This window comes from Micrococcoides hystricis, from assembly GCF_042434215.1.
Taxonomy (GTDB): Bacteria; Actinomycetota; Actinomycetes; order Actinomycetales; family Micrococcaceae; genus Micrococcoides; species Micrococcoides hystricis.
Genome location: NZ_JBHLUB010000027.1, coordinates 18,257 through 41,648 on the forward strand (window position 1 = coordinate 18,257; position 23,392 = coordinate 41,648).

The 23,392-nt window shown below is 62.8% G+C and carries 20 protein-coding genes and 1 pseudogene; 13 read left to right on the plus strand and 8 right to left on the minus strand.

What is annotated here, in order from left to right:
- Nucleotides 1-7: 7 nt before the first annotated feature.
- The 4 genes and pseudogenes from alr to tsaD all read left to right on the plus strand — a co-directional run bounded on the left by alr (nucleotide 8) and on the right by tsaD (nucleotide 4,060).
- On the plus strand, nucleotides 8-1,747 hold the full coding sequence (gene alr, locus ACFFFR_RS05880) for an alanine racemase (protein WP_377458675.1): 1,740 nt from the start codon (nucleotides 8-10) through the stop codon (nucleotides 1,745-1,747).
- Nucleotides 1,744-2,502, plus strand: coding sequence for a tRNA (adenosine(37)-N6)-threonylcarbamoyltransferase complex dimerization subunit type 1 TsaB (gene tsaB / locus ACFFFR_RS05885; protein WP_377458676.1), 759 nt, complete (start codon nucleotides 1,744-1,746; stop codon nucleotides 2,500-2,502). The genes alr and tsaB overlap by 4 nt, the downstream gene beginning before the upstream one ends.
- A pseudogene (locus ACFFFR_RS05890) lies at nucleotides 2,495-2,959 on the plus strand (GNAT family N-acetyltransferase); the annotation flags it as partial. The gene tsaB and the pseudogene ACFFFR_RS05890, both read left to right, overlap by 8 nt.
- Nucleotides 2,960-4,060 carry a tRNA (adenosine(37)-N6)-threonylcarbamoyltransferase complex transferase subunit TsaD gene (gene tsaD / locus ACFFFR_RS05895; RefSeq protein ID WP_377458802.1) on the plus strand — a complete coding sequence of 367 codons (1,101 nt, stop codon included), beginning with the start codon at nucleotides 2,960-2,962 and terminating at the stop codon, nucleotides 4,058-4,060.
- A gap of 9 nt (nucleotides 4,061-4,069) precedes the next feature.
- On the opposite strand, the gene ACFFFR_RS05900 is transcribed toward tsaD, so the two are convergent.
- Nucleotides 4,070-5,218 carry a glutamate--cysteine ligase gene (locus ACFFFR_RS05900; protein WP_377458678.1) on the minus strand — a complete coding sequence of 383 codons (1,149 nt, stop codon included), beginning with the start codon at nucleotides 5,216-5,218 and terminating at the stop codon, nucleotides 4,070-4,072.
- 185 nt (nucleotides 5,219-5,403) lie between these two features.
- Between ACFFFR_RS05900 and ACFFFR_RS05905 the strand changes: the two genes are divergently transcribed.
- Entirely contained in the window at nucleotides 5,404-7,134 is a 1,731-nt protein-coding gene (locus ACFFFR_RS05905) for a glycoside hydrolase family 3 protein (RefSeq protein WP_377458680.1), read from the plus strand.
- Nucleotides 7,135-7,162: 28 nt separating this feature from the next.
- Here the strand turns inward: ACFFFR_RS05905 and ACFFFR_RS05910 are convergent, their stop codons facing one another.
- Entirely contained in the window at nucleotides 7,163-8,467 is a 1,305-nt protein-coding gene (locus ACFFFR_RS05910) for a class I SAM-dependent methyltransferase (RefSeq protein WP_377458682.1), read from the minus strand.
- Between the two features lie 73 nt (nucleotides 8,468-8,540).
- Between ACFFFR_RS05910 and ACFFFR_RS05915 the strand changes: the two genes are divergently transcribed.
- Complete coding sequence (locus ACFFFR_RS05915) at nucleotides 8,541-8,912, plus strand: hypothetical protein (RefSeq protein ID WP_377458684.1); 372 nt, start codon at nucleotides 8,541-8,543, stop codon at nucleotides 8,910-8,912.
- 54 nt (nucleotides 8,913-8,966) lie between these two features.
- On the opposite strand, the gene ACFFFR_RS05920 is transcribed toward ACFFFR_RS05915, so the two are convergent.
- The 4 genes from ACFFFR_RS05920 to ACFFFR_RS05935 form a co-directional block, all read right to left on the minus strand.
- Nucleotides 8,967-9,725 (minus strand): iron ABC transporter ATP-binding protein, encoded by a 759-nt coding sequence (locus ACFFFR_RS05920; RefSeq protein ID WP_377458685.1) that lies wholly within the window; start codon nucleotides 9,723-9,725, stop codon nucleotides 8,967-8,969.
- A complete protein-coding gene (locus tag ACFFFR_RS05925) occupies nucleotides 9,722-10,720 on the minus strand; it encodes an iron chelate uptake ABC transporter family permease subunit (protein ID WP_377458687.1) in 999 nt (332 codons plus the stop codon). The genes ACFFFR_RS05920 and ACFFFR_RS05925 overlap by 4 nt, the downstream gene beginning before the upstream one ends.
- Before the next feature lie 28 nt (nucleotides 10,721-10,748).
- Nucleotides 10,749-11,798 (minus strand): ABC transporter permease, encoded by a 1,050-nt coding sequence (locus ACFFFR_RS05930; RefSeq protein ID WP_377458689.1) that lies wholly within the window; start codon nucleotides 11,796-11,798, stop codon nucleotides 10,749-10,751.
- Between the two features lie 84 nt (nucleotides 11,799-11,882).
- A complete protein-coding gene (locus ACFFFR_RS05935; RefSeq protein ID WP_377458691.1) occupies nucleotides 11,883-12,854 on the minus strand; it encodes a siderophore ABC transporter substrate-binding protein in 972 nt (323 codons plus the stop codon).
- Nucleotides 12,855-13,250: 396 nt separating this feature from the next.
- Here ACFFFR_RS05935 and groES point away from each other — a divergent pair, with 396 nt between their 5' ends.
- Nucleotides 13,251-13,547, plus strand: a complete 297-nt coding sequence (gene groES / locus ACFFFR_RS05940; RefSeq protein ID WP_377458693.1) for a co-chaperone GroES — start codon at nucleotides 13,251-13,253, stop codon at nucleotides 13,545-13,547.
- Nucleotides 13,548-13,571: 24 nt separating this feature from the next.
- On the plus strand, nucleotides 13,572-15,176 hold the full coding sequence (gene groL / locus ACFFFR_RS05945; RefSeq protein ID WP_377458695.1) for a chaperonin GroEL: 1,605 nt from the start codon (nucleotides 13,572-13,574) through the stop codon (nucleotides 15,174-15,176).
- Nucleotides 15,177-15,296: 120 nt separating this feature from the next.
- On the opposite strand, the gene ACFFFR_RS05950 is transcribed toward groL, so the two are convergent.
- Nucleotides 15,297-15,635, minus strand: a complete 339-nt coding sequence (locus tag ACFFFR_RS05950; RefSeq protein WP_377458804.1) for an HNH endonuclease signature motif containing protein — start codon at nucleotides 15,633-15,635, stop codon at nucleotides 15,297-15,299.
- A gap of 15 nt (nucleotides 15,636-15,650) precedes the next feature.
- Nucleotides 15,651-16,841: a 13E12 repeat family protein gene (locus ACFFFR_RS05955; RefSeq protein ID WP_377458697.1), complete on the minus strand. Its 1,191-nt coding sequence runs from the start codon at nucleotides 16,839-16,841 to the stop codon at nucleotides 15,651-15,653.
- Between the two features lie 221 nt (nucleotides 16,842-17,062).
- On the opposite strand from ACFFFR_RS05955, the gene ACFFFR_RS05960 reads away from it, so the two are divergent.
- Genes ACFFFR_RS05960 through ACFFFR_RS05980 form a run of 5 tightly spaced genes read left to right on the plus strand, consistent with a single transcriptional unit; the run spans nucleotide 17,063 to nucleotide 23,374 of the window.
- Nucleotides 17,063-19,315: an acyltransferase family protein gene (locus tag ACFFFR_RS05960; RefSeq protein WP_377458699.1), complete on the plus strand. Its 2,253-nt coding sequence runs from the start codon at nucleotides 17,063-17,065 to the stop codon at nucleotides 19,313-19,315.
- A 56-nt stretch (nucleotides 19,316-19,371) separates the two neighbouring features.
- Nucleotides 19,372-20,898, plus strand: coding sequence for an IMP dehydrogenase (gene guaB / locus ACFFFR_RS05965; protein ID WP_377458701.1), 1,527 nt, complete (start codon nucleotides 19,372-19,374; stop codon nucleotides 20,896-20,898).
- 16 nt (nucleotides 20,899-20,914) lie between these two features.
- Entirely contained in the window at nucleotides 20,915-22,039 is a 1,125-nt protein-coding gene (locus tag ACFFFR_RS05970; protein ID WP_377458703.1) for a GuaB3 family IMP dehydrogenase-related protein, read from the plus strand.
- A 2-nt stretch (nucleotides 22,040-22,041) separates the two neighbouring features.
- A complete protein-coding gene (locus ACFFFR_RS05975) occupies nucleotides 22,042-22,872 on the plus strand; it encodes an SURF1 family protein (protein ID WP_377458704.1) in 831 nt (276 codons plus the stop codon).
- A complete protein-coding gene (locus ACFFFR_RS05980) occupies nucleotides 22,856-23,374 on the plus strand; it encodes a DUF3817 domain-containing protein (protein ID WP_377458706.1) in 519 nt (172 codons plus the stop codon). The genes ACFFFR_RS05975 and ACFFFR_RS05980 overlap by 17 nt, the downstream gene beginning before the upstream one ends.
- Nucleotides 23,375-23,392 lie beyond the last annotated feature (18 nt).

Genomic DNA, 23,392 nt, shown 5'->3' on the forward strand with positions numbered 1-23,392 from the left:
ACCACACATGACAGCCGCCAACTCCCGGCCCCGGGCCAGCAGCACCGGGGCTGCCATCCCGCAGTCCGCCCAGTCCCAGCCGGCCCGCAGCGCCGACATCGACTTGGCGGCCATCCGCCACAACGTGGCCACCCTCGCGGCCCACGTCGCGCCCGCCAAAACCATGGTGGTTGTCAAAGCGGACGCGTACGGGCACGGCGCCCTGCCGGTGGCGCTCGCGGCCCAAGCCGCCGGCGCGCACATCATCGGCACCGCCCACCTGGAAGAGGCCCTCGCCCTCCGTGAGGCCGGGCTGACCGGGGAGCTGGTGGCATGGTTGCACACGCCCGACGCCGCGTTCGCCGAGGCCCTCGCCGCAGACATCCAAATCGGTGTCTCCGGGTGGGAACTGTCCCGGGTCATCAGTGCCGCCGCCGCAATCGGGCATCCGGCCCAAGTCCACCTGAAGGTCGACACCGGGCTGGGCCGCAACGGCTGCCCGCTGCCGGACTGGCCCGCCTTACTGGCCGAGGCCGCCGCCGCGGAAGCAGCCGGCCACATCAAGGTGGTGGGCATCTTCTCCCACCTGGCCATGTCCGAGGAACTCGCCCACCACTGCACCCCCGACCAGCTGGCCACCTTCGAAGAAGCCCTAGGTTACGTGCGTGAAGCCGGGCTGAACCCAACCTACCGGCACATCGCCAACACGGCGGCCGCCATCGCCTGGCCGGAAGCCAAATATGATCTGGTCCGGGTCGGATTGGGGACCTACGGGCTCAGCCCGTTCGCGGACAAAACCCCGGAGGACTTGGGGCTCATCCCGGCCATGACCCTGCGCACCCGGGTCGCCAACGTCAAAGACGTCCCCGTCGGCACCGGGGTTTCCTACGGCTGGCGCTACCACACCCACGACGGCTCCCGGCTCGCCCTCATCCCGATGGGTTACGCCGACGGCATCCCTCGCCCGGCAGTCGCCGGCCCGGTCAGCATCCACGGAACCACCTACAACTGTGTCGGCACCGTCGCCATGGACCAATTCGTCCTCGACCTGTCCCAACACCCACAAGCCCAAGCCACCGTCAACGTCGGTGACGAGGCCATCCTCTTCGGACCACCACCGGCACCGTCTGCCACCGCGTGGGCTGACGCGGCCGGCACCATCAACTATGAGATCGTCACCCGGATCTCCCCGCGCACCCCGCGGCGCTACCGCAACGCAGAATTCCGCCTCACCCTGCACACCGCTGAGCACACCAGCGCTTTCGCCGCCGCCCTCGCAGGCTACCTGCGCCCCGGAGACGGGATCATCCTCAGCGGTGAACTCGGTGCCGGCAAAACCACCTTCACCCAGGGGCTGGCCACCGGACTGGGGATCGAAGCGGCCATCACCTCACCGACTTTCGTGCTCGCCCGCCACCACGAAAACCCCACCGGCCCGCAACTGGTCCATGTCGACGCCTACCGGCTGACTGACGCCCAGGAACTCTACGACATCGACCTGGACCGCACGGTCCCAGACGCCATCACCGTCGTGGAATGGGGCCAAGACAAGGCCGAGGAACTGTTCACCTCTTGGCTGCAGATCGAGCTCATCCGCGAGGTCGGCGGGGCCGCGGACACCACCGACTTCAGCGACGAAGACGTCGACGAACCCCGGCAGCTGATCATCCGCCCGCACGGGCCCCGCTTCCAAACCCTCACCGCCATCCAAGAGCTGGCCCAGCTCGTCGCAGCCGCAGCCACCGGGGGAGAAGAACCACAACCATGAAACTGCTGGTCATTGACACCGCCGCCACCACCTCGGTGGCCCTGATTGCGGCCCCCGATGACGGTACCGGACCCGCAACGGTGCTGGCCGAGCAAACCACCGAGTCCAGCACCGATCACGCGGAACAGCTCAGCGTTACCGTCGCCGAGGTTCTCGCCGCGGCACACCTCGAACCCAGCGGGCTGACCGGTATTGTTTCCGGCGTCGGACCGGGCCCGTTCACCGGGCTGCGGGTCGGCATGGTCGCCGCCTCCGCGTACGCCTTCGGCTGGTCCCTGCCGCTGCACGGTGTCATGAGCCTCGACGCGTTAGCTCTCCCCGCCGCGGCCGCCCTACACCACGCTGCAGAGACTGAATTCCTTGTCGCCGCCGACGCCCGCCGACGCGAAGTCTACTGGGCCCACTATCGGCTGCCTCGAGCGGAGAACAATCTAGCGGCCAGCTTCCAGCCGGAACTGGTTGCCGGACCCTTCGTTGGCCCCGCCCAAGACATCCCCGCAGAACTGCGTCAACTCCCGGCCTTCGGCCCCGGTACCACCCTGTACCCGGAAGCCTTCCCGAACGTGGCAGAACCGGCACCTCATGCCGGCGTCGCGGCAACCGAACAGGAACACGGTCCCGCCAGCCACCTCGGCATGCGAGCAGCCCACCTGCTGGCGCACCACCCGGAACAACTGCTGCCGCAGATCCCGCTCTACCTGCGCGAATCAGACGCCAAGATCCCCACCAACCAACGCTGGGCACGGAATGTCTGAGCTGCCGCAGACCTACCCCAGCCCGGCCGGGCCCCTCACCATCCGGGCGTTCACCGCCGAGGACGCGGCGGAAGCCGCCGCGCTCGATGCACAACTGTTCCCCGGGCACCCGTGGCCAGCAGAGATGTTCGCGGCAGAAGCCACCAGCGACTACGCCCACTATCTGGCCGTGGCGGACCCCAGCGGCACCCTCATCGCCACCGCCGGCATTGCTCTGTTCGCACCCATCGCGGACATCCAAACCATCGGGGTGCACCCGCAGTACCGCGGCAGCGGCCTGGCCCGGCACCTGATGGGTCTGCTGGAAGAAGCCGCCACCGAACGCTGGCAACCCGAAGCGTTCATGCTCGAGGTCGCCGCCAACAACACCGCAGCCCTGAATCTCTACACCTCGCTGGGATACCGGCCCATCCACACCCGGCCAAACTACTATCCCGGCGGCATCGACGGAGTGATCATGCGCAAAGAAACCAGCCCAACTAACAGCACCAACGAACAGTACGCACCGCTGATCCTGGGCATCGAATCCTCCTGCGATGAGACCGGCATCGGCATCGCGCGCGGCACCACCGTCCTAGCCAACGCGGTCGCCACCTCCATGCACCGACACGCAGCCTACGGCGGGGTCATCCCGGAAATCGCCGCCCGCGCCCACTTGGAGCAATTCATCCCCGTGCTGCAGCAGGCATTGGCCGAGGCCGACGTCGACTTCGCCGATATCGACGCCATCGCCGTCACCGCCGGCCCAGGCCTCATCGGCGCCCTCATGGTCGGGGTCGCCGGCGCCAAAGCGCTGGCCCATGCCACCGGCAAACCGCTCTACGGGATCAACCACCTCGTCGCCCACGTCGCGGCGGCCACAGCAGAAGGAGTGCAGCTGCCCGAACGCACCGGCGCCCTCCTGGTCTCCGGCGGGCACACCGAGATCCTCAAAGTCGGGGCGCTCACCCGGGACCTTGAACTCTTAGGCGCCACCCGCGACGACGCGGCCGGGGAGGCCTATGACAAGGTCGCCCGCATTCTGGGGCTGGGCTACCCGGGCGGACCCGTCATTGACAAGGCTGCCCAACAGGGCAACCCCACCGCTTTCAAGTTCCCCCGGGGCATGACCGCCCGCAAATTCATGGGCACCGCAGAAGAACCCGGACCGGACCGGTACAACTTCTCCTTCTCCGGGCTGAAAACCGCCGTGGCACGGGCCGTGGAAGGCTTCGAATCCCGCGGGGAAGAGCCGCCCATCGAAGACCTGTGCGCGTCCTTCCAAGAAGCCGTGGTCGATGTGCTGACGGACAAAGCCGTCAAAGCCTGCACCGAAAATGGGCTAGAAAACCTGATTCTGGCCGGTGGGGTCGCCGCCAACTCCCGGCTGCGCGCCCTGCTGGCCGAACGCTGTGCCGCGGCCAACATCACTGTGCTCACCCCGGAGTTCAACTTGTGCACGGACAACGGGGCGATGGTCGCGCTGCTGGGCGCAGCGCTCGTCAGCGCCGGGGTACCGTCCTCCGAACGTGACTTCCCGGCCGTCTCCACCCTGCCGGTGCAGACCGTCAGCCACTAGCGAGGCGGATCAGCGGGTCGATTCCCGCGTGCGTCGAGCCGAATTCAGCACCACGGTGGCCAAGTCCCCACCGGATTCGGCAGCCCACTTTTCCTGGCGTTTGTACCCGGGGCCGTGGCGCAGAATATCCTCCACCTTGGCCAACTCTGCTGCGCAGTTGAGCCGGGCAGCCACCGGCTCCAACCGGTTGAGCGTCTCTTCTAGGTGGTCGGTGACCAGCCGTTCGGTCCCGGCGGCATCGTAAATGATCTCCGCGTCCAAACCGTAGCGGGCGGCGCGCCACTTATTCTCCTGGATATGCCACGGCTGCATGGTCGGGATCTGCTCACCGGTATCCAGCCGGGCGGAAAAATCGTCCACCAGACACTGGGTCAGCGCCGTCATGGCTTCAACCTCTGCCAAGGAGTCCATCCCGTCACAGACCCGCATCTCAATGGTCCCGTACCGGGGGACCGGCCGAATATCCCAGCGCACCTCGGTCACCGACTCGATGACCCCCGTCTTGTGCATATCGGCCACACAGTTCTCAAACCCGGACCAATCCGGGAACTGAAACGGCAGCCCGGCGGTGGGCAGCTGCTGGAACACGAGGGCGCGTTGGGAGGCGTAACCGGTAGCCAACCCGGACCAGAACGGGGAGGAGGCGCTCAGCGCCAAGAAATCCGGCATGTGGTTCAACAGCCCATCCAGTACCGGCATCGCCTTGTTCACGTGGTCCAGCCCAACGTGGACGTGGACCCCGTAGATCAGCATCTGCCGGCCCCAATATTGGGTGCGTTCCACCAAGGTCGCGTAGCGTTCCCCCTCGGTCACCGGCTGGGAGCTGGCGTCCTCGAACGGGTGGGTGCCTTGGCAGAACAGTTCGATGCCGAGGTCATCGGTGACCTTGCGGGCGCGGTGAACCAAGTCGCGCAGCTCGTCGCTGAGCTGGGCCACCTCGTGGTGCACACCGGTGACGCATTCGATGGTGTTTTGCAAAAACTCGTTGGTGATGTGGGCTTTAGTCTCCACATCTTCTTTACCGTGACCAGACTCGGACAGCTCGGCCAACACCTGCGGGGCAGAGGAGGAGAGTTTGCCGGTTTCGGCCTCAATTAAACCGAACTCCCATTCAACACCAATGGTTGATCGTTCCGAGGTCTTGAACTCGGTCTGCATGGGGCCCTCCTTGAACTGGTTTCACGCCACGTACGGCCCACCGCGACGGCGTCATCGACGCGAGGGTAGAGGCCAACAGCAGACGCTACTGGTGGTAAGTGTAATTGCTTTAACCCGCAGGTGGTATTCGTGACAATCCGGCTGCAATGACCAACAGTATCCCGGTTCGAACTAAGCTGTAAGGCGTGAAAGAACTGCGTGCACACTCTAGCCTTGCCACCACGGTGATCGCCCTGCTGATGATCCTCGGTGTGCTGACCGCTTGCGGGCCCACCACGCCGGCAGAACCCCACGAAAGTGTGACGAGCCCAGCGGCGGGCCAAGGACAAGGCGGGGCCGGGCAGTCTTCACCATCGCCGTCGGACACATCGAGCCCAGAACCCAGCGCAGAAACCCTCAGCTGGGGGCCAACCAAGGCTGAAGCCGCCGAAGCCAAAGAGATTGTGCAGGACATGAGCGTGGCCGAACAGGCCGGCCAAGTCCTGATGGCCTCCCTGCCCGGGACACAACGGATCGACTCTGCCGTCATCGCCAGCACCAAGCTCGGCGGACTGATCCTGATGGAAACCAACATTTCCACGGCGGCCGGGACCAAAAAACTCACCGCGGCGTTCGATGCCGCCTCGCGGAAAGCCTCCGGTCATGACGTGCCGGCCTTGATCGGCATCGACCAAGAAGGCGGGCTGGTCCAACGCTACTTCAAAAAAGAAACCCCGTTCCCAACCGCCATGGCCTACGGGGCCATCTACGAGATTGACCCCGAGGAAGCCACCGAGCTAGCCGCAGAAGGCTACCGTCGCCTAGGCACGCAACTGACCGAGCTGGGCGTGACGATGGACTTTGCCCCCGTCGCCGATGTCACCGCCGGAGCCACGGACCCGGTGATCGGGGCCCGCAGCTTCTCCGGCAAACCCGCCGCGGTGTCTGCTCTGGTGCGTGCCGCCAGCACCGGTTTGACCCAGGCCGGGCTGCTGCCGGTCATCAAGCACTTTCCCGGCCACGGCTCGGTTAGCACCGACTCGCACTACGGCCTACCGGTCTACGATCAGCCGCTGGAGGAGCTGAAGAGCACACAGTGGCAGCCCTTCGTGGATGCGATCAGTGACGGCATTCCGGCCGTCATGAGCGGGCACTTGGCCACCCCGGATGCCCCCACCGTGCCGGCCACCGTCAAGAAGGCCAATTACACCACGCTCAAAGAAGAGCTGGGTTTCGAGGGCCTGAATGTCACCGACGCCATGAACATGGGCGCGATCGTGAACCAGTACGGTTCAGCACAGGCTTCCGTCGCCGCGTTGAAGGCCGGTGCGGACCTGGTGGTGATGCCCGCCGATGTTGCTCAAGCGCACGCCGGGATCGTCAGCGCGGTCAGCGCGAAAGAGTTGTCCGCCGCGCGGCTGGCCGACGCCGCCACGACCGTGATCACCGCCAAGTTGTACCAGCAGCGGCTTTTGGCGGACCAAGACGTCGAGGACGCTGGCAGCGACAGCGCCTTCATCGAACTGGTCTTCGCCAAAGCCATCACCGATCTCTCCGGCCAATGTACACCCACGGCATCGGCGTCAGCTGCCTCGAGCGTGATCGGTGCGGATGCCACGCAGCAACAGTTACTGCGCACCGCTCTCGCCGACGTTGACGCCGAGGGCACAGCCACAGGCGCACCGGGGGCGGGGACCGTGGCCTTGATCGGGGTTGACCAGCTCAGCGTCGATGCCGCCACCGCCGTCACCCTGAACAGCCCGTGGCCGCTGGCCCGTTCTCGGGCCCAACACAAGTACGCGCTCTACGGTCGGGGTCCGGCCGCCATGGCGGCGCTGGCAAAAGTGCTTTCCGGGGCGGCGCCGGCACCGGGCAAGCTCCCGGTCACGGTGGGGGAGTATCCTGCCGGAACCGGCTGCGGCACTGCCACGGATTAGTCCGCTTCCGCTCGACTAGCGCGACAGCTTACGAGGCAGCCGAATCCGTCGTTGCCGGGCTGACCACCAGGGCGAGCCGTTCCTGTCCCACCCGGGTCAGAATGAGGTGCTGGTGTCGGCCGGCCTCCTTCTCGGCCTTGCTGAGTTTGCCCAGCAGCAGATTGCGCAGTTCCTCCGGCGTCACATCCATGCCCCGCTTCTTGATCGTCAAGGACCCGATGCCTGATTCTTTGACCCAAGCCCGCAACTTCTTCACGTTGTAGGGCCTGATCTCTTCCAAGCGGTAGGCCGTAAATCCGGGGCCGGCATGCAGATTTGGCGCACCAAAATAGGCGATGTGCTCATCGAACAGGAACCCGTCAACTTGCTCCACAGCCACATCCAGCAGCCGGGCACGAATCAACGCCGGATCCGGCTCGTACACGTAACCGCCCGCCAGCAGCGAGTCCAGGCCGGCACGGCCCCGTACCGCGGGCACACCCGCCTGCGGCAACGGCACACTGGAGGTGAACTCGGTTGGAGCCGCATCGTCCTGCAGGACCAGTGCGCTGCGGCGGATTCCCGGCCGGGCCAGCTCATTGAACCACAGCACCACTTCCACCAAGTCCCCGTTGTGAGAGACATATTGGATCTCCCCGCGCTCATGCACCGAGCGCGGCAGCGCATCGTGCGGCATTGCGGGTGCCAGTTTGACGCCGACGGGATGCCCAGCATCCACCAAAGACCCAATCAAATCGAGGGAGGGCGTGTATTCGGCCGGGTCAAACACCTTGGCGGCACCCCCGGCCGCATGAACCTGGCGGCGGGCCGGATCAAACCACAACCCGGCAGAGGCCAAATCTGCACTGGCCAGATAGTCTTCGGCGCTGGCGTGCACGACGGTGGCGTTCGGGAACGGCATGAGGTTCACGGTGGCAGCCGCCGCCACCGCTTCATCAATTTCCACGCCCACCGTCTCAGTGCCCAACGCGGCATTGGCCATGGTGTCCGCACCGATGCCGCAGCCGACGTCGATCACCCGTTGCACCCCGACGTGGACGAAGCGTTGGGCGTGATGGGCGGCCACGGGTAACCGGGTTGCTTGCTCTAAACCGTGTCTGGTGAGCAGCATCCGCTGCGCAAACTCCCCGAACTTGCTGTGAGCTTGGGCACGTAGTTGCTGCTGGGTCAGGGCCGCAGCCACCAGTTCGGGGCTATGCCCGGCTGCACGCAATTGGCGGTTGAGCCGATCACTGTCCGCAGAATCATACGCCGGTAGGGAGTTCACCAGCTCCCATCCTTCAGGGGTGAGCAGCGGTGTTAGGGAGCGTTGCGCTTGGGATGGGGCAGACATGGTCTCACTGTAGCAAGCACGCAGCAGCCAAACCTTGTTATCATTTTGTGACATCAAGGAAATGGAGCCGCAGATGGAACGAGAAGCCGAAGATCGCACCGATCTAGATGTGATCGGTGCCTTTGACGCCGTGGAAGAAGACGAGGCGCGGACCGAAGAACCGGTCTCAAGCCGTCATGCCCGGTTCCGGCTGCTGCTGATCATCAGCCTCATCATTGGCTTCCTTGCGGCCCTGCTGCTCATCGGCATGGCCGTGTTCCAAGTTTTTGCTGCCGGCAGCCAGACCCTGGCGGAGTCGGCCACCAGCCGTCCGGAGGGCGAATCCGCCCAAATCGAGGGCGTCTCCGTGCCGTTTGTGCCGGTCTTTGTGATCTTCGGCCTGGCGTTCATCGGCATCGTGGTCGGTGGCTGGGGTACCGGCCTAGGCCGACGCCGCCGTCGCTAAACTTGTGCCCTAGCCAACCTCGGCTAGAACACAACGTGGCACTCAACCGGGGCGCTAGCGGTAGTAGATCCCGATGCGCTGACCGTTGATGACTTCTACCGGAATGACGATGTCGTAAATCGCGCGCAACCGCGGGGTGCTCATCATCTCCTCCGGGGTTCCCTGATCGATCAGCCGGCCGTCCTTCATCGCCAAAATCTGGTCCGAGTAACAGGACGCGAAGTTAATGTCGTGAATCACGATCACCACGGTCTTGGCCAACTCTTGGCTCAACTGGGCTAAGAGCCGCATCATCTGGACCGAGTGCCGCATATCCAGATTGTTCAGCGGCTCGTCTAGAAAAAGGTAGTCGGTGTCTTGAGCCAACACCATGGAGATGAAGGCCCGTTGCCGCTGACCACCGGAGAGCTCGTCAACAAACTTGTCGGCAAACGGCAGCAGATCCAAATAATCCAGCGCCTGTTCTACCTTGACCCGGTCCTGTTCGGTCGGCCGGCCCTGGTGGTGGGGGAAGCGACCGAAGCCGACCAGATCCCGCACGGTCAGGCGTACCGTCAGCACGTTTTCTTGCCGGAGGATCGCCATCTTCTGCGCGATGAGCTTGCTGTCGGTGGTGAACACGTCGTGGCCATCAATCCGGCAATGCCCGGCATCGGCCGGCAGCAGACGCCCCATCATGGACAGCAGCGTGGATTTGCCGGCACCGTTGGGCCCGATGATCGAGGTGATCCCGCCAGCGGGGATCTGCGTGGTGACCGCATCGACCACGGTGTGCTCCCCGTAGCTTTTGGTCAGGTTTTCCAGTTCGATCAACGCAACCGTCCTCTCAAGAGCAGGGCGATGAAGACAATACCGCCCACAAAGTCAATGATGATGCTCAGTGCCGTGGAAAGCCCCAACACGTGGCTGAGCAGGAATTGGCCACCAATCAGCGCGATGACGCCGATGAGGACGGCCGCCGGGAGAGTGTACCGGTGCTTGCCACTGGAGACCTGGTAGGCCAGATTGGCCACCAGCACGCCAAAGAAGGTCACCGGCCCCACCAGCGCCGTAGACACGGAGATCATGACCGCGGCGATGACTAGCACCCCGGTGGAGATCAGCTTGTAGTGCACACCCAGAGAGATGGCGACCTCCCGGCCCAAGTTCATCACATCCAGCTGGTGCCGCCACAACACCACCGGGATGGACACCACGACCAGGGCCAGCAGAGCAAAGGGCAACAGATCGGGTTTGGTCCGGTTGAAGCTGGCGAAGAACAAGTCCTGCAGGATGATGTACTCGCTGGGATCCATCAGCCGTTGCAGCAGGGAGGCGATCCCCCGGAACAGGGTGCCAAAGACAATGCCGATCAGTAACAGCAAGTGCAGGGAGCGGCCCTGACCGGTGAACACCCAGCGGTAAAGCACGATGGCGAAGCCGGTCATCAAGACCGTGTTCAGCACGAACTTCAACGGTTCCGGGGCGGAAGTCAACGCGCCAGCGGAAAACAGGAAGACCGCGGCGGTCTGGATCAACAGGTAAAGCGCATCGAAGCCCATGATGGAGGGAGTCAGGATGCGGTTGTTCGTGACCGTTTGGAACAGGACGGTGGACATGCCGACGGCGTAGGCCACCAGCACCATCGTGATGACTGATAAGAGTCGGCGGTTCACGGCGTAGGCGAAGCCGCCTTCGATGCCGTAGAACAAAAACAGCCCGATCAGAACGAGGGAGCTGGCGCCGAGCACCCACAGCCAGGTGCGTGGGGTGAGCAGTCCTTCAAAGCGGTGCACCCGGCGGGCCGGGGTGGAAAGAAGTGGTGACACGAGTGTGGTCCGTACCGACGGTGACGGTTTAGGCGCGGTTCTTGCGGAACAGGCGGATCAGCATGCCGAGGAACACGGCTGCACCGAGCACCGAGACGACAATGCCGACCGGCACCTCGTAGGGGTAGATGATGGTTCGGCCGATGATGTCGCAGACCAAGATCAGGCCCACACCGATGACGGCGGTCCACGGCACGGCCTTGCGTGCGTTGTCGCCCACGAGCAGGGAGACGAGGTTCGGGACGATGAGGCCGAGGAAGGGCAGCGCGCCGACGGTCACTACGACGACGGCGGCGATCATGGCCACCAGGGACATGCCCAGCACCATGGTTTTGCGGTAGCTCAGGCCGAGGTTGGTGGTGAAATCCGCGCCCATACCGGCGACGGTGAAACGGTCGGCGGCCACAAACGCGACGGCCACCAGCAGGGCCACCACCCAGAGCAGCTCGTAACGGCCGGCTAGCACGCCGGAGAAATCGCCAATCATCCACGTGTTCAGGGTCTGCAGTAGGTCAACCCGGTAGGCCACAAAAGTGGTCAGGGCGCTGATGACCCCGCCGAGCATGAGCCCGACCAGCGGAATCAGGAATGTGGAGCGGACCGGGATGGTCCGGGTGATGGCAATGAACAAAACCGTGCCGCCGAGCGCGAAGAGAGCGGCAACCCCCATCTTGGCCATCAACGCGGCCGCGGGGAAGGCCAAGGTGACCACGAGGACACCCAGGGTGGCGGATTCAATGGTGCCGACCGTGGAGGGCTCCACGAACTTGTTGCGCACCATTAGCTGCATGATCAGACCGGCAACCGCCATGGCGGCCCCGGCCAGCATCACGGCCGCGGTCCGGGGGATACGGGAGACCTGCAGCAGTTCCCACGCGGCGGAGTCCCCGCGCAGAACATCAGAAAGAGCGACGTCGGTGACGCCCACAAACATGCTCACCACGGCCATTACGGCCAGCGCGGCAATCGCGAAGCTCAGCCCGGTGGACCCGGTGAGTCGGTCCCGCCAGTTCAGTGGGCGGGCCGGAGCGGTCACCAGGGTGGTGCCCGTGTTCTCTAACGTCGCTGTGAGAGCCATGAAACTTTCTTTTCGCTGTAGGTCGGTTTGAATCTGTATCACCCCGGACACCGGCACGTGCCCATGGTTGGGGACAACTGGGTTTTACTTGGCGCCTTCGACGACTTGGTCAATCATCTCCGGCAGGGAGTCCAAGCCGAGGCCCACCAGGTACCACTGGCCCGAATCCAAGTAGACGATCTTGTCGTTCTTAGCGGCGTTGGTGTTCTTTACCAGATCGTTGTCCAAAGTGGCCTTGGCGTTGGCCCCGGATTCGCCGGTGGCGCTATCCCGGTCAACCACCAGCAGGGTGTCTGGGTTGTGTTCGGCCAAGAATTCGAAGGAGATGGACTGACCGTGCGGGCCTTCAGCCTTGACCGGTGCAGCTTCCTTGAGTCCGAGGAGGGAGAAGGGGAAGTCAAAGCGGGAGCCGGTGCCGTAGGCGGTGAGTTCGCCTGCACTGGTCATAACCACCAGGGCGCTGCCGGCATCTTTGAGTTCTTCTTTACCGTCGGCGATCTTCTCGTCGATTTCCTTAAGCTCATCGGCGACTTCGGCTTCCTTATCGAAGATCTTTCCGAGGGTTTCGGTCTGCTTCTTGAAGGAACCGTAAAGATCCTTGTTATCCAGCGCCAGATTCACGGTTGGCGCGATTTTGCTCAGCTCATCGTAGGAGTCAGCGGCGCGACCGGAGATGATGATCAGGTCTGGTTGTTCGGCATTAATTTTTTCGAAATCAGGTTCCTTCATGGAGCCGATTTTCACGCTGGCAGCCTCGGCGGCCTCTTTAACTTCTTCGGGGTATACGGCTTCGGGGACGCCGGCTACCTCAACATCGAGGGCATCCAAGCTATCCAGAACGCCAAGGTCAAAGGTAAAAACTTTTTCCGGGTTGACCGGTACTTCTACGGGTTCGCCCTGGGCCTGTTCGACGGTGACAGTCTCGCCCTGAGGGTCCTTGTCCGTCTTGGCGGCATCGGCTCCGGTGGAGCAGGCGGTCATGCCCAGAAGTAGTGCGAGTGCGGTTGCCGCTGCGGCAATCCCTCGTGTGCGTGCGGGTGCAACGCGTGGTTCCATTACAGAACTCCCTTGAATAGGTTCTAGTACTCGGTGTGACTTCGGTAACGCAGTCAGTCTGGCCGGACTTGCCTAATTAGTGAACGGTCTTGTTCCCTAATTGAAGCTGGTGCCCACGCTACTACTTAGGCTGACCTTAGTGCAAGATGAAATTCGAATTAGGAAAGAATTGCGTGAGGTAATTATTTGGCGGTTTCGCTGCCTGCTTAGCACTCGTCTTGACTGAGTGCCAAGAGGCAACTTAGAGTTTCTCTTAGCACTCCGGGGCGCCGGGTGCTAATGAGCATGAAGGGCACGGCCGCTCTTACCGCGACAGTGTTGGCCATCCTTGACGTGCGTGATACACACAACTGATTAATCCCAGTCGTACTCTTTACAAAGAAGGAGAGATCCGAAGTGTCGATCTCAATCAAACCGCTCGAGGATCGTATCGTCGTCCAGCCACAGGAAGCCGAGCAGACCACCGCTTCCGGTCTGGTCATCCCAGACACCGCCAAGGAAAAGCCACAGGAAGGCGTCGTCGTCGCTGTCGGTCCAGGCCGTTTCGATGAGTCCGGTAACCGTGTGCCAATGGATGTTAAAGAAGGCGACGTCGTCATCTACTCCAAGTACGGCGGCACCGAGGTCTCCGTCCGCGGGAACGACTACCTCGTTCTGTCCACCCGCGACGTGCTGGCCATCGTCGAAAAATAAGCTTTAAGGAAGTAGACCCTCTTCATGGCTAAACAGCTTGAATTTAATGAAGCGGCGCGTAAAGCGCTGCAGGGCGGCATCGATAAGCTTGCCGACCTCGTCAAGGTGACGCTTGGCCCACGCGGGCGCAACGTCGTCATTGACAAGCAGTGGGGCGCGCCAACCATCACCAACGATGGTGTGACCATCGCCCGTGAAGTTGAGCTGGAGGACTCCTACGAGAACCTCGGCGCTCAGCTGGCCAAGGAAGTCGCCACCAAGACCAACGATGTTGCCGGTGACGGCACCACCACCGCCACCGTGCTCGCACAGGCCCTCGTCAGCGAAGGTCTGCGCAACGTGGCCGCAGGTGCCGCTCCAGGTGAAATCAAACGCGGCATCGAGGCCGCCGTGGCTGTTGTGGCTGACCGGTTGGCTCAGAACGCACGTCCAGTCGAGGGCGGCGAAGTAGCCCACGTGGCTGCCCTGTCCGCACAGTCCGATGAGGTTGGCGAACTGCTGGCCGAGGCCTTCGACAAGGTCGGCACCGAGGGTGTCATCACCATCGAGGAATCCTCCACCACGACCACCGAGCTGGACATCACCGAAGGGATGCAGTTCGACAAGGGTTACCTCTCCCCATACTTCGTCACCGACGCGGAACGTCAAGAAGCCGTTCTGGAAGATGCGCTGGTGCTGATCTACGGTGGCAAGATCTCCACGGTGCAGGAATTCCTGCCACTGCTGGAAAAGGTTTTGCAGGCCTCCAAGCCACTGTTCATTGTGGCCGAAGACGTAGACGGCGAAGCCCTCTCCACCCTGGTGGTCAACCGCCTGCGCGGCACCTTGAACGTGGCCGCTGTCAAGGCCCCGGGCTTCGGCGACCGCCGCAAGGCGATGCTGGAAGACATGGCCATCCTGACCGGCGCCACCGTGGTGTCCGAAGAGATGGGCATGAAGCTGGATCAGGTTGGTCTGGATGTGCTCGGTAGCGCTCGCCGCGTGACCGTCACCAAGGACCACACCACGATCGTTGATGGTGCCGGCTCCGCCGAAGACGTGGCAGGCCGCGTCGCCCAGATCAAGAGCCAGATCGCTGAAACCGAGTCCGATTGGGACCGTGAGAAGCTGCAGGAACGCCTAGCCAAGCTGGCCGGCGGCATCGGCGTGATCAAGGTTGGCGCTGCCACCGAGGTCGAGCTGAAGGAAGCGAAGATGCGCATCGAAGATGCCGTCTCCGCAACCCGTGCCGCACTGGAAGAAGGCATCGTTGCCGGTGGCGGTACCGCATTGGTCCACGCCTTGCGTGCCCTGGATGATGCACCTGAAATTCAGGCGCTGGAAGGCGACGCCGCCGCTGCGGTAGGCATCGTCCGCCGCGCACTGGTACAGCCGCTGCGCTGGATCGCTCAGAACGCCGGCGAAGACGGCTCCGTCGTCGCAGCCAAGGTTGCTGAGATGGACCAGAACCAGGGATACAACGCCAAGAGCGGTGAATACGGCGACCTGATCAAGGACGGTGTCATCGACCCAGTGAAGGTGACCCGCTCCGCACTGCAGAACGCCGCCTCCATCGCTGCGCTGGTGCTCACCACCGAAACTCTGGTGGCCGAGAAGCCAGCCGAAGAAGCAGACGACGCTGCTCACTAACAACTAAAACTCCCCAGCATCGGTGCGTTCCGTACCGACGCTGACCGCGAGGGCGGGCCTCAGCCACAAAGCTGCAGGTCCGCCCTCGTTGTGTTTAAGGTCGTGCGCATTCCTGCCGTCCTAGAAGGGTGGGGCATTGGCCTGATCTTGGCGTTGTTGATGATCGGCCCACGCCGCAGGGTGCAGCGGTAGCTCCGGTTGGCTGATATGTGTCTGACCCGAACCCTTATTCGGGATCTGTAGCGCGCCGTCGCTCTGGGCCGGGAGCGGGGTCACGTCCCACCAGCGGGCCGTCTTGCCGGTGTGATGTTCTTTGCACCACAGGGCCAAGTTGCCATAGGCGGTCTGTCCGGATTCGGCAAACGGATGGACGTGATCGGTTTCGCACATGGTTGCAGGGGCGCGGCAGCCCGGGTACCGGCAATGCTGATCCCGTAGGGCGAGGAGTCGTTTGACGATCGGCGGTGGCCGGTATTAGCCACCGATGCCGATGGGGTAGCCGGTGGCCGGTTCCGTGATGATGACCTGAAACAACCCGGCATTCAAGAGGGTGGCGGCCAGGGCATCGGCATGCGGACGCAGAGCCGTGCCCAAGATCCTCGTCTCAGCCAGAGTTGGGCCTTTCGGCATCTCCGGAGCCGGCTTGGCCGCCGTGCTGACGTGTTTACTGAGGTGGGGAAAGTGTCGGTCGATGAACTCGCGGAACTCATCGCTGACGTGGCCTCCGGCGGACATGAAGTCTGTCAGCGAGGTCAAGACGAACACGCTTGGACGCGAGGCTGTCGCTGAGCCTTGTTGCTTCCGGTCACCGGCGTCGCCCGATCCCAAGATGAGATCGGTCAGCGTGTCGGCCTCCACTTGGGTGCGGGTCCTGCCGTCGTTCTGGCTGCCAGTGCCAGATGCGTTACGTTGCGCGCTCGCGGCCAGCCGGTCGGCGATCTGCCGAATAGTGTCTGCAGCATCGTAGAGTTCCAGTCTGCCCATCCCGTCTCCACAAGCACTGATGCGCACATGTCGTCGGGCTAGGGCCGCCCGGTGACGCTGTCCGGCATCGTGTGGGTGGTGTTGTTCGAGCGCTGCGGTGGCGCGGGTGGCAAAGTCAGTCTCAGTGAGCTCTTCGGCAGCGAGGTCTTCCAGTGAATGACCTAGTCGGGTCTTGCCATCGAGAATGTCGGCGGTGGCGTCCTTGAGGTCTGCCGGTTCCCAAGGTTGACCGTCTGCTTGTTTCTTCGGGTCGGGCAGCCGCAGGCTTTTGAGCTTGTTCGCTGCTGTCTGCGCGGTGGCTCGCGAAATCACACCTGCGTGCAGTTTCTGTAACAGCTGCGGGCCGTGCTGGAACAGGTTGAGGGCCGTGATGAGGGCCGCCCGCATGGTTTTGGGTTCACAGCCTTTGAGTGTGGCCAATGCAGCGGATGACTTGCGTAGTAGCCGGCCCGCGTTGCGTTGCTCGACAAGCTCTAGGGTCAACTGCTCGAGCGTGAGGGTAGGGGATTCCTCGCGTGCCAGCTGGTAGAGGTATTGAATGAGACCGAGGTATTCTTCAGCAGCCTGACGGCGCAGGGCCTGTTCGGTCGCGATGACGGCCTCGGCAGCATTCTCGAGTGTGAGATCTGTCGCAACTGCGGCAAGAGGGTCGGGATTGCCCGCCATCGGTGTTGTCTCCACGGACCCTCCTTGCTCTTTTCGGCGCTTGCTCCAAGCGCACGTGTTAGCCAAGAACGCTACGGCGGGTCTGCGCCGCTGAGGTCACGTTAAACGCTAGGACAGCATGACCCATGCGGACCGGCCCCATGTGGAGGAACCGGCGTCAGCACCGGCTGTGGGGGAAGAAAAGCCGTCTTTTTGAGAAAACTCCCAGTCAACTTTGTTAGATTGCTGGGTGGATTATGAGTTATCGGATTCCACAAGCCGCGGACGCCCCCAAGCGTGGGCCACAACCGCAGGCAAAGAAAGCATTTTTTCCGGAGTACGCAGGCTTGCGTGCTCTGGCTGTGCTGCTGGTGGCCGTTTACCACATCTGGTTCAATCGGGTCTCCGGCGGTGTCGATGTCTTCTTGATGCTCTCTGCCTTTTTCCTCACCGGGACCATCGCCCGCCGTCTGGAAAACGGGCAACGTTTCAAGGTCCTGGACTACTGGAAGAAGGTGTCGCTGCGCATCGTGCCGGCCACCGTCTTCCTCGTCTTGGTCGTGGTCGTCGGCTCGGCGTTCTTGTTACCCGGTAACCGTTTCGAAGGCATCTTGGCTCAAGCCAAGGCCACCGTCTTTTTCGGACAAAACTTTGAACTCGCCGGCGAGCAGGTCGACTACTACGCGACCTCCTCGGCCATGGCCTCACCGCTACAGCACTTCTGGTCACTGTCGATTCAGGGCCAGTTCTACCTGCTGTGGCCGCTGCTACTACTTGGAATTTTCTTCCTCGGCTCGTACCTCCTCCGACTTGCCTCGGCTCGTGGCTGGCTGACGTGGCTGGGCATCCATGAGACCGATGGTCCAGCACCGTGGACACGCCGGGTCTTGGCCGGCGGGCTCGCCGTCGTCGCTGCCGTGAGCTTCAGCTACGCTTTGGTGGCGATCGGCCAAGATCCGCAGGCCGCTTACTTCTCTTCCGGCGCGCGAGTGTGGGAATTCGCCCTCGGCGGTTTGCTCGCGCTGAGCCTGCCGTGGTTGAGCACCAAACTGGCCGGTCACGCTCGAGTCCGCGTCATTCTGGGCTGGCTGGGTGCCGCCGCTTTGCTGAGCGCCGGCTTCCTACTGGCCAACGCCCACTTCCCGGGCGCCGCAAGCTTGTTGCCACTGGGGGCGGCCGCTGCCATCATGCTCAGCGGGGACACCGGCTCGAAGTACGGTTTTGATCGTCTCCTGCGTACCGGTGTGCTGCAGTTCTTGGCCAAGCACGCCTACGCGCTCTACCTGTGGCACTGGCCGATTCTGATCTTGATGCAGCGCTCGGGCACGCCGATGACGGTGGCCAAGGGCGCGGCTGTGCTGGTGGTCTCCATCGTGTTGGCGGTGGCCACCACCAATTGGGTCATCAACCCCTTGGCGCAGGAGCGCCAGCTCCGACTACCGCGTCGGGCACCGAAGACCAAGACCGTCAAGGAAGCGGCGGCTGCTTCTACCGGACCGAAGTGGAGCCTGCAGTTGCGCCCCCTTCTGGTGCCGGTATCGGCGATCGCGCTGACCTTAGGGGTCGTCGTCGGGTTCACCGCGAATGTGAACGCGACCAAAGAGCAGGCCGCAGCCCAGACACCCACCGATAACCCCGGGGCGGAATCACTGAAAGATGGTTTCGTATTCGAAGGTTCCCCTGCGGCGTTGACGGTGCCGCTGTCATCTCAGCTTGACGAACAGTGGGCCGAACAGAAGCAGCGGTGCCCAGAGGAGCTGGGCGCGGATGATCCGGCGTTGGTGAACTGCTACTTGTACGGCGAGGAAGACCCAGCCAAGGCCACCAAAACGATCGTGGCGGTGGGGGATTCCCACTTGGAGCAGTGGATGACCGCTTTGGACCCGATTGCAGATGAGGCCGGTTGGCAAGTGATCCGCCTGCACCGGCCGGCATGCCGTTTCACCTTGCCGGGGCAGCGGACATACCTGGACCGTGACGCGCAAGACCAAATGGGCTGCGACCAGTTCCGGCAGGCGGCCAGCAACTATATTTTGAACACCGAACCCGACGCGGTGTACGCCTTGGGCAGCATCACGTGGAAGCCTGACCCGGTGAGCGGTGAATACGAACCGGAAACCGTCGTGCCCGGTTTCGAAGAAGCGATCCAGCCGTTCTTGGATGCCGGCATTGACGTGGTGGCCCAGCGGGACACCCCGCGTTCGGCACGCAACCTGGCCGAGTGTGTGGACGTCTACTCCGCCGGTGACCCACGGTGCGCCATCGACCCCGCGGAAGCCATGGCGGATACGAACCCGCTTGAAGACCTGACACCGGTGCGGCAAACCCGCGGCCGCATCGATACTTTCGAGATGACGGACATGCTTTGCCCGAGCTCCAAACACGTTCCAGACTGCCCGCCGGTGATCGGTAACGTGCGGGTCTACTTGGACCAGCACCATCTGACCCGCGACTACGTGGCGACTACGACCGACGAGTTCGAGAAGCGCTTCCGTTCGGCACTAGACTAAGTTAGATACCGGTGATTTTTGCCCCGTGACGACCATGCTGTGTGAAAGGTGAAAGTGTGAGCGCATACGAAGACGCCCCCTCGACCAATGACCCCTTCGGCTTTTTTGGCCTGACCTACGATGACGTGCTGCTGCTGCCAGGTGCCACGGACGTCATTCCTTCTGAGGCGGACACTTCCACCCAGCTCACCCGCAACATCCGGTTGAACATCCCCGTGATCTCTGCGGCCATGGACACCGTGACAGAAGCGCCAATGGCGATTGCGTTGGCCCGGCACGGCGGCATGGGTATCATCCACCGGAACCTGTCTATCGCCGATCAGGCCGAGCACGTGGACCGCGTCAAGCGCTCCGAATCTGGCATGATCTCCCACCCGGTCACCATCAACCCGGACGCCACGCTGAAAGATCTGGATGACTTGTGCGCCCACTACCGGGTTTCCGGTCTGCCGGTGGTCGATGAAGACAATACGCTGCTGGGCATCATCACCAACCGTGACATCCGCTTCATCCCGTACACCGAATACCCGAACCGGTTGGTTTCCGAAGTGATGACTAAGATGCCGTTGATCACGGCCAAGGCCGGGGTCTCCCGCGAAGAGGTCATCGCCAAGCTCGCCGAGCACCGCATCGAGAAACTGCCCCTGGTTGATGAGAACAACAAGCTGACCGGTCTGATCACGGTCAAAGACTTCGATAAGGCTGAGCAGTACCCGAATGCGGCCAAAGACGATGAGGGCCGGCTCCGCGTGGGCGCGGCAGTGGGCTTCTTCGGCGAAGGTTTCGAACGCGCCATGACCATGGTGGATGCCGGGGTTGACGCCCTCGTCGTCGACACCGCCAACGGCCACTCCCAGGGTGTGATTGACATGATCGCCCGGCTGAAGAAAGACCCGGCCGCCAAGGGCGTGGACATCATTGGGGGACAGGCCGCCACCCGCGAAGGCGCCCAAGCGTTGATCGACGCCGGTGCCGACGCCATCAAGGTGGGTGTGGGCCCGGGCTCGATTTGCACCACCCGTGTGGTTGCCGGCGTCGGTGTGCCACAGATTACCGCGATCTACGAGTCGGCCAAGGCCGCCGGTCCGGCCGGTGTGCCCGTGATCGCCGACGGTGGTCTGCAGTACTCCGGCGACATCGGCAAGGCGCTGGTGGCCGGCGCATCCTCCGTGATGGTCGGCTCCATGCTTGCCGGTGCGGCTGAAGCGCCCGGGGACTTGGTGTTCATGAATGGCAAGCAGTTCAAGACCTACCGTGGCATGGGCTCCTTGGGTGCCATGCAGACCCGCGGTAAGAACACCTCCTACTCCAAGGACCGCTACTTCCAGGCAGATGTGCCCGATGATGAGAAGCTCATCCCGGAAGGTATTGAAGGTCAGGTGCCGTACCGTGGCCCACTGAGCGCCGTCGTCCACCAGCTCACCGGTGGACTGCGCCAGACCATGTTCTACGTGGGCGCACACACCATTGACGAATTGAAGGCTCGCGGCAAGTTTGTCCGCATCACCCCGGCAGGTCTGCGTGAATCCCATCCGCACGACATCATGATGACCGTGGAAGCCCCTAACTACCGCAATCGCTAGAAAGAGCAACGCACCTGTGAGTTTTGAAGTAGAAATCGGTCTGGGTAAACGTGGCCGTACGGCCTATTCGCTGGACGACGTGGCCGTTGTGCCAACCCGTCGTACCCGCGACCCTAAAGACGTCTCCTTGGCTTGGAAGATCGACGCGTTCGAGTTCGAATCCCCGGTCATCGGCGCGCCCATGGACTCCATCATGAGCCCGGAAACCGCCATCCTGTTGGGCAAACTTGGTGGCCTAGGTGTGCTGGACCTGGAGGGGCTGTGGACCCGGTATGAGAACCCGGAGCCAGTGCTGGAAGAAATCGCCGCACTGGAAGCCGCCGACTTTTCCCCGGCCAACACCCTGCGCCTGCAGCAGCTATACAACGCCCCAATCCAAGCTGAATTGATCAGCGCCCGGTTGGAGCAGATCCGCGAAGCCGGCGTGGTGGTTGCAGGCTCTTTGAGCCCGCAGCACACCCAGCAGTTCTACCAGACCGTGCTGGAAGCGGGCGTGGATATCTTCGTCATCCGCGGCACCACTGTTTCAGCCGAACACGTTTCGCAGAACCAAGAACCACTGAACCTGAAGCAGTTCATTTACGAGCTGGATGTTCCAGTAATCGTCGGTGGCGTGGCGGGTTACACCCCGGCTCTGCACCTGATGCGCACCGGCGCGGCAGGCGTCCTCGTCGGTTTTGGCGGCGGAGCCTCGGGCACCACGCACCGTTCGCTGGGGATCCACGTACCCATGGCCACCGCGATCTCCGATATTGCTGAAGCACGCCGGGATTACATGGATGAATCCGGTGGACGGTACGTGCACGTCATCGCCGATGGCGCCACCGGCACCAGCGGTGACATTGTCAAAGCACTGGCGATGGGAGCCGACGCCGTCATGTTGGGCGCCGCACTGGCCCGTGCCAGCGAGGCACCGGGCAAGGGCTGGCACTGGGGCCCAGAAGCGCGCCACCCAGAACTACCACGCGGCAACCGCGTCAACGTCGGTACCGTCGGCTCGATGGAAGAGGTCCTGTGGGGCCCTGGCCACCACACCGATGGCACCTCCAACCTCATGGGCGCACTGCGCCGCAGCATGGCCACCACCGGATATTCAGACTTGAAGAAGTTCCAGTCCGTGGATGTCATGGTCACTCCATAGCGATGCTCAAAACCGCGCTCAAGCCAAAATGGTTGATCATTCTGGTCCTGTCTTTGGTGATCGCCACCTTGTTCGTGCTGCTCAGTAAGTGGCAGTTTGAACAGGCCGAGGCCAAGGGATCAACCGAAGAACCCAAGACCGAGACCACCGTCTCGCTGACCGAGCACTTCAAGCCCGGACAGCCGTTGATGCAGCATCAGGCTGATCAGCTGGTCTACCTCTCAGGGAAGTACCTGCCGAAGAAGCAGGTCTACATCCAAGACCGGCTCCGAGAGGGGGTCAAGGGGTATTGGGTGGTCACGGCCTTCGAGGTTGAAGGCGGCGACGGGAACATCATCCCGGTGGTGCGCGGTTGGCAGGAAGACCTCGCGGCGGCTAAAGCCTCCAAGGCACCGGATGAGACCCTGTACCTAGAAGGGCGGTTGCTGCCACCTGATGCGCCCGACTTCGGGTATCGGGAGGACCCGGAGGTATTCCGGTCGCTATCCACCGCGGAGTTGATCAACATTTGGGACGTGAAGTCCTACGCCGCAACCGTTGTGCAGTTCCGGGCCTACGCTACCGGAGCGCTGCGATTCGCCGCAGAGGAGCAAGGTCTTGAACCCGTCTATGTTGGTCCTCAACCACCGCAGTCGCAGCTGAACCTGTTGAATGTGTTTTACGCGGTGGAGTGGGTCTTCTTTGCAGGTTTCGCGCTCTTTTTATGGTTCCGACTCGTCCGCGATGACCACCGCAAAGACCTAGAGCAGGCCCGGTTGGATGAGGAATGGGCCCAGCAATGGTACCGGGAACAAGGCTATATCAAGGAAGAAAATCATGACCGAACAGAGTAAGCGTTCCGACCAGTCCGTCCGCACGGAGGGGCAGCTGCCCCCACCGCCACCGCGGCCGCAACCGAAACGTCGCTTCGGCGGTACCCAACAGCAGATCCGTTCCGCATTGACGTTCTACCGGTTCGCCGCATACATCACCGGTATCTTCCTGCTGTTGCTCGTTGCCGAAATGGTGGCCAAATACGCGTTCGGGCTAGAGCTGTTCGCAGGCGGCACGGCCGCCGATGGTAGCAGCCACGGTTTCGGTTTCGCCCCGACCGACTCGGTTGAAGGCGGGCTCAACCTCTCGATTGCGGTGCTGATTGTCCACGGCTGGCTCTACGTCATCTACCTCATCGCAGACTTCCGATTGTGGTCGCTGATGAACTGGCCGGCCACCCGACTGCTGGTGATCGCGCTCGGCGGCGTGGTGCCCTTCTTGTCCTTCATCGTGGAAAAACGAGTCCACAAAGAGGTCCTGGCTGAACTGTCTAAGGCACCGGAAGCGATCCAACGCTATTGATATTTTCTCTCTCCGAAC

What these genes read in the sequence shown, in the direction of transcription:
- alr (WP_377458675.1), top strand. Translation starts at nt 8, where the DNA reads ATGACAGCCGCCAACTCCCGGCCCCGGGCCAGCAGCACCGGGGCTGCC.
- tsaB (WP_377458676.1), top strand. Translation starts at nt 1,744, where the DNA reads ATGAAACTGCTGGTCATTGACACCGCCGCCACCACCTCGGTGGCCCTG.
- tsaD (WP_377458802.1), top strand. Translation starts at nt 2,960, where the DNA reads ATGCGCAAAGAAACCAGCCCAACTAACAGCACCAACGAACAGTACGCA.
- ACFFFR_RS05900 (WP_377458678.1), bottom strand. Translation starts at nt 5,218, where the DNA reads ATGCAGACCGAGTTCAAGACCTCGGAACGATCAACCATTGGTGTTGAA.
- ACFFFR_RS05910 (WP_377458682.1), bottom strand. Translation starts at nt 8,467, where the DNA reads ATGTCTGCCCCATCCCAAGCGCAACGCTCCCTAACACCGCTGCTCACC.
- ACFFFR_RS05915 (WP_377458684.1), top strand. Translation starts at nt 8,541, where the DNA reads ATGGAACGAGAAGCCGAAGATCGCACCGATCTAGATGTGATCGGTGCC.
- ACFFFR_RS05930 (WP_377458689.1), bottom strand. Translation starts at nt 11,798, where the DNA reads ATGGCTCTCACAGCGACGTTAGAGAACACGGGCACCACCCTGGTGACC.
- ACFFFR_RS05935 (WP_377458691.1), bottom strand. Translation starts at nt 12,854, where the DNA reads ATGGAACCACGCGTTGCACCCGCACGCACACGAGGGATTGCCGCAGCG.
- groL (WP_377458695.1), top strand. Translation starts at nt 13,572, where the DNA reads ATGGCTAAACAGCTTGAATTTAATGAAGCGGCGCGTAAAGCGCTGCAG.
- ACFFFR_RS05960 (WP_377458699.1), top strand. Translation starts at nt 17,063, where the DNA reads ATGAGTTATCGGATTCCACAAGCCGCGGACGCCCCCAAGCGTGGGCCA.
- ACFFFR_RS05975 (WP_377458704.1), top strand. Translation starts at nt 22,042, where the DNA reads ATGCTCAAAACCGCGCTCAAGCCAAAATGGTTGATCATTCTGGTCCTG.
- ACFFFR_RS05980 (WP_377458706.1), top strand. Translation starts at nt 22,856, where the DNA reads ATGACCGAACAGAGTAAGCGTTCCGACCAGTCCGTCCGCACGGAGGGG.